Source organism: uncultured Salinicola sp., assembly GCF_937921195.1.
Lineage (GTDB): Bacteria > Pseudomonadota > Gammaproteobacteria > Pseudomonadales > Halomonadaceae > Salinicola.
Map to the genome: position 1 here is coordinate 1 of NZ_CALFQK010000208.1, position 5109 is coordinate 5109.

Sequence of the window (5109 nt, forward strand, 5' to 3'; positions counted from 1 at the left end):
GACGATCCCGCCGCCGACGATGATGACATCACTCTCCCTCTGGTCCATTACGCGTACTCCTTGTCTCGTCGCATGCCGCGCCACCTGCCGGCCCGTTCACATGCAGGCTCCTCCACCGGCGGCGCTAGCGCTCGATGCCCATCGCATGTCTCGCCAGTGTCCGGCGCAACGGCCCCAGCGCGTTGAGGCCGACCAAGCCGGCGGCACGAGCCGGCCCCAATGCCGCGTGATCGATGCCGAACAGCCGGATCAGCCCGTCGCTGAAGCGTACGATCCGGTGCGTGTCCGCCGTGCGTCTCGCCTCGAAGCTCGCCAGCGTTCGGGGGTCGCCGGCGGCAACGCCGTCCGCTCGCGCCGCGTCGATGGCACCGGCCAGGTCCATCACGCCACGCAGGGCCAGGTTGAAACCCTGCCCGGCGACCGGATGCAGCGCATGCGCCGCGTTGCCCAGTATGGCCAGATGCGGGCGAATCGTCTCCCGCGCCGTGATCAACGACAGCGGATAGGTGTGCCGCTGCCCCACCCGTCGAAAGCGGCCCGCACGATCGCCGAAGGCTCGCTGCAGGCGCTCGAGAAAGGCGCCGTCGGAGAGCGCCAGGGTCTCGTCGAACGCGCCCTGCCGGTGGGTCCAGACCAGCTCCATCCGCCGCCCGCCGAGAGGCAGCAGGGCCATCGGCCCTTCGCGGGTGAAGCGTTCGAAGGCCCAGCCACCGTGAGCACGGCTGACCTCGACGTTGGCGATCAACGCGGTCTGCTCGTAGGAATGGTGATCGCTCTCGATGCCGAGCCGCTCCTTGAAGCCGGAACGCCCGCCGTCGGCCAGCACGGTCAGGCCGGCGTGAATGACCTCGCCGCTGTCCAGTACGAGCCGATAGCCACCGCTCTCGGTCTCCAGCGATTCGACCCGGGCCGGACAGCGCCAGTCGATGGGCAGCGACTCGAGGCGGGCATGCAGCGCTCGCCCCATCCAGGCGTTGGGAATGACGTAGCCCAGCGCCTCGACGCCAAGCTCCGAGGCGTGCAGCCGGGTCGTGCCCAGTCGGCCACGCTCGCTGACGTGGATGTGGCGGATCGCGGACGCCTCCGTTGCCATCGCCGACCACACGCCGAGCCGCTCGAAGTGCCGTCGCGAACCGTAAGCGATGGCGCTGGCCCGGGCGTCGAAGCTGGGTTGGTAAGCGTTGGCCTCGGCGCTGCTGGGCAGCGGTTGAGGCTCGATGATGGCGACGCGCAGAGGCGTCCGCTCGTCGGCCAGCTCGCGCTCCGCTGCCATGGCCCCGCCCAGGGCGCAGGCGAGGCTGGCGCCCACCAGGCCACCGCCGATGATGGCCACGTCGACCGTGGTGGATTGCCGTATCTGAGACATCTGCACCAGCCGCTCCCTTACGATTGAAAATTCAGGCGCCAGTATCCACGCACCCTACACTGGCTTTACATCGGTTACGTAATTTCCAGGCGCCATTCGAAATCGATCAAAAAACGATCAATTCCGCGCCTGCATCAGCGTCTCGATATCCTCTGCCGCCTTGGGTACCTGCGAGGTCAGTACCTCGCGGCCGGACTCGGTGACCACCACGTCATCCTCGATGCGGATACCGATGCCGCGGTAGGCGGACGGAATGTCTTCGGCATCCGGAATGTAGAGTCCGGGCTCGATCGTCAACACCATGCCCGGTTCCAGTCGTCGGGGTTCGCCGTCGACCCGATAACTGCCGACATCGTGGACGTCGAGGCCGAGCCAGTGCGAGGTCGAGTGCAGATAGAAACGCCGGAAGCGCTGGGACTCGATGTTCTCCTCCAGCTCGCCTTCCAGCAAACCGAGTTCGATCAAACCCGCGGTCAGATCGCGCACCACGCCCTGGTGAATGGCCTCCAGCGTGGCGCCGGGCTCGACCGCGGCCACGGCGCGCTCTTCCGCCGCCAGCACGATGTCGTACAACGCCCGCTGAGCGTCGCTGAAACGGCCGTTGACCGGGAACGTCCGGGTAATGTCGCCGGCGTAGAGGTCGAACTCGCCACCGGCGTCGATCAACACCAGGTCGCCATCTTCCAGCGACGCGGCGTTCTCGACGTAGTGCAGCACACAGGCGTTGGCCCCGCCGCCGACGATGGTGCCGTAGGCAGGCGCGCGGGCACCGTGCCAGACGAACTCGTGCTCGAGTTCGGCCTGCAGCTGATATTCGAAACGGCCGGGGCGACTCGCCTGCATGGCCCGCCGGTGCGCCAGCGCACTGATCTGCGCGGCGTGTCGCATCAGCGCCAGCTCGGCCTCGCTCTTGGTCAGGCGGAGTTCGTGGATCAAGGCACTGACATCGGCAAACCGGGTGGGCGCGACAGCCCCCCGTCGCGCCCGGGCGCTCAACTGTGCGCGCACGCCCTCGGCAATGCCCATGGCGGTGGTGTCGGCCAGCGGCAGGAAGACGGTCTGGCGACCGTCCAGCAGTTCGGTCAGATTGTGACGCTGGGTGTTATCGAACGCTTCATCCATGCCGTAGTCGCTCACGGCCCCCTCGGGACCGATGCGAATGCCGGTCCAGGCCTCCTTCTCGGGATCCTTCTCCTGGCAGTAGAGGATCGCCTCACCGGCTTCCCGGCCGGGCAGCAGCACCAGCAGCGCGTCGGGTTCGGGGAATCCGCACAGATAGTGGAAATCGCTGTTCTGGCGGAACGCGTATTCGCTGTCGTGATTACGCGTCTTGAGCGCGGCACCCGGCAACAGCACGGCACTGTGTTCCGGCAGTTCGGCCATCAGGCGCTCGCGACGGGCCGCGAACTCCTCTGGCGAGATGGGGGCGGGGCGCGGTAGCGGCTCGGGTCGCATGTCTCTCTCCTTGAGCGGAGCGTCTCGGGACTCGCCGGGACGCCGGGAATATCGTCGCTCACGCGACGCGGTGCGCGGGCAAACTCAATGCAACGATGACGGTGTCTCGCCCTCGTCGCCGGCAGGATCGACACTCTCGTTCTCGACCTGCTCCACCTGGGGTTCTCCAGGGTGCTGTTCGGTGTAGAGCAGCATCGCTGCCATTCGGGCATGTTCGGTCAGCGCGAAGAGATCGTTCTCGTTCTCGGGGTCGTCGGCGATATCGACGTCGATCGCCGACAGCTGGCCGAGATCCTCCAGCGCCTCTTTCAGCGGCGAGGACCAGTTCTCGTAGGTTTCGCCATCCACTTCGTTGACGACTTCGAGAAAGCCCTGGGTCCACTCCTTGAGCCCCTGGGCGCGCTCGGAGAGCGAAAACAGCTCGTCCGGCAACAGCGGCTCGAAATTGAGCTCGGCGGCAGAGAGCGCGTCCAGCGTCTGGCGGCGCCAGCCCAGCAGCACGTCCGCGTCCTCACGGCTTTCCGGCTGTTCCACGTTGAGCGACAGGCAGACCTCCTCCAGCCACCCCTCGGTACTCAAATCGTGCAAACCGAGCTCGGCGCACAGTCGGCCGTCGAGAAACGCCGGCGACTGCATGCTGCCATGCGCCAGAAAGACATTGGCGACGGTGGAAAAATCGAGCTGGTCGTTGATGATCGACATGTCGGCATCCATGATTGGGTGATCGCAAGAGCCGGCGGGCGCGCGGCGCCGGCGAGGCGGCTCGTTGACCGCCAATAACCGGCTCTCTATAGTGATTCATCAATCGCGGCGGCACGCTGCCCGGGTCCTCGACCTCGCCTGGCACAGCCGGTCAACGACCGCAGGCAGGGTAACGAATCCGGACGCGCTCGGCGCGAATGCCTGCCATCTTACCGCATCGATCTTCACCGCCCACCCCGGAGCGACAACATGAGCGACACGTCTCGCCCGACGACCGAAGTCACCCTGCTGGGCAAACCCTACGTGATCGCCTGCCCGCCCGAGGAGCAGGATCAACTGAAGCGCTCCGCCCGCTACCTGGATCGCGCCATGCACGGCATCCATTCGCGGGGCAAGGTGCTGGGTGCCGAAAAGATCGCGATCATGGCCGCCCTCAATATTACCCACGAGCTGCTGACGGCGCTGGATTCGCATCGCGCCGGCGAGCAGAGCCTGAGTGATCTGAGCGAGAGGCTGGAACGTGCGCTGGCCAAGGCGGGCGAACCCGGCCGGCAGACACCGTGATGCCGAAAGGCCGTCGGCATCGCAATCCGCCATTGGGCAACGGGGGCCGCTCTGCTACGATAGTGGGGTTTCCTGGAGTGTGCGCCAGTCATTACAAGTCCCTCGAGCCTATGCGCAGTACCCAGGGGGCCAATTGCTAGGCAGGCCCGTGTGCATGTCCGCGCGTCGGAAAGCCTGAAGGCCTGCCTGCGGCCACCCACCTTGAACCAATAGGTTCAGGGCCAGAATGACAGCGGCACTCTGGGGAACTCTCTTGTCGTTCAACGAGACCACCGCAACGATCACCCATGACTCTGCCACGGCTTTATCGTCGGCCGTCGACGGGTGTCTCGATCGGCGCGAGCTTCGACGCGAACTGCGTCGCCGCCGTCGCGCGCTGACCCCGCATCAACGACGCTTGGCCTCCCGCGAGCTCTGCCGCCGCCTGAGGTGCCTGCCTGAACTGCAGCGCGCCCGCCGCGTGGCGCTCTACCTGCCCAACGATGGCGAGATCGACCCGCGCCCGCTGATCGACTGGTTCACCGCCCACCGCGCCCACGTCTATCTCCCGGTATTGCGCCCCCTGGTCGAGAACCGGCTGTGGTTCGTGCGCTATCACGCCGGTACCCGGATGACCCGCAATCGCTTCGGTATCGCCGAGCCGGACACCCGCTTCGGTGCCCATCGCGCCAATCGGTTGCCCGCCTGGGCGCTGGATACCGTGCTGCTGCCACTGGTGGGATTCGACGACGAAGGCCAGCGGATCGGCATGGGCGGCGGCTTCTACGATCGCACTTTTGCCTTCGCCCGGCGCCAGCGCCCCAGGCCCCGGCTGATCGGGCTCGCCCACGACTGTCAACGCGTCGACTCGCTGCCCGTCGAGCACTGGGACGTGCCACTGGACGCCATCGTCAGCGACCGGCGAATCGTCCGACCCCGCAGCTGAAGCTCCATGCCAGACGCTACCGCACGATCGGCGGCTCGAAACGGCCGGAAACGAAAACGGCCGGAAACGAAAACGGCCGGCAGCGTTTCCGCTACCG

Annotated in this window: 5 protein-coding genes and 1 other RNA gene; 3 read left to right on the top strand and 3 right to left on the bottom strand. The window is 66.6% G+C overall.

Translation table 11 applies throughout. From position 1 onward, the window contains the following. Window positions 1–124: 124 nt before the first annotated feature. The 3 genes from ubiH to Q0602_RS24155 form a co-directional block, all read right to left on the bottom strand. The gene (gene ubiH / locus Q0602_RS24145; protein ID WP_298848704.1) at window positions 125–1366 is read right to left on the bottom strand and encodes a 2-octaprenyl-6-methoxyphenyl hydroxylase; all 1242 of its coding nucleotides are present in this window, start codon (window positions 1364–1366) and stop codon (window positions 125–127) included. Window positions 1367–1483: 117 nt separating this feature from the next. Next, window positions 1484–2821 carry a Xaa-Pro aminopeptidase gene (pepP, locus tag Q0602_RS24150; protein WP_298848699.1) on the bottom strand — a complete coding sequence of 446 codons (1338 nt, stop codon included), beginning with the start codon at window positions 2819–2821 and terminating at the stop codon, window positions 1484–1486. 84 nt (window positions 2822–2905) lie between these two features. After that, window positions 2906–3523, bottom strand: coding sequence for a UPF0149 family protein (locus Q0602_RS24155; protein WP_298848701.1), 618 nt, complete (start codon window positions 3521–3523; stop codon window positions 2906–2908). Window positions 3524–3772: 249 nt separating this feature from the next. Between Q0602_RS24155 and Q0602_RS24160 the strand changes: the two genes are divergently transcribed. From Q0602_RS24160 to Q0602_RS24170, 3 genes are all read left to right on the top strand, one after another. Further along, entirely contained in the window at window positions 3773–4087 is a 315-nt protein-coding gene (locus Q0602_RS24160; RefSeq protein ID WP_295035468.1) for a cell division protein ZapA, read from the top strand. A 66-nt stretch (window positions 4088–4153) separates the two neighbouring features. Then, a non-coding RNA gene (gene ssrS / locus Q0602_RS24165) (6S RNA) lies at window positions 4154–4338 on the top strand. A 29-nt stretch (window positions 4339–4367) separates the two neighbouring features. Further along, the gene (locus tag Q0602_RS24170; protein WP_298848706.1) at window positions 4368–5012 is read left to right on the top strand and encodes a 5-formyltetrahydrofolate cyclo-ligase; all 645 of its coding nucleotides are present in this window, start codon (window positions 4368–4370) and stop codon (window positions 5010–5012) included. The last annotated feature ends 97 nt before the right edge of the window (window positions 5013–5109 follow it).

Coding starts and splice junctions, on each gene's coding strand:
- ubiH (WP_298848704.1), bottom strand. CDS start 1,366: ATGTCTCAGATACGGCAATCCACCACGGTCGACGTGGCCATCATCGGC.
- pepP (WP_298848699.1), bottom strand. CDS start 2,821: ATGCGACCCGAGCCGCTACCGCGCCCCGCCCCCATCTCGCCAGAGGAG.
- Q0602_RS24155 (WP_298848701.1), bottom strand. CDS start 3,523: ATGTCGATCATCAACGACCAGCTCGATTTTTCCACCGTCGCCAATGTC.
- Q0602_RS24160 (WP_295035468.1), top strand. CDS start 3,773: ATGAGCGACACGTCTCGCCCGACGACCGAAGTCACCCTGCTGGGCAAA.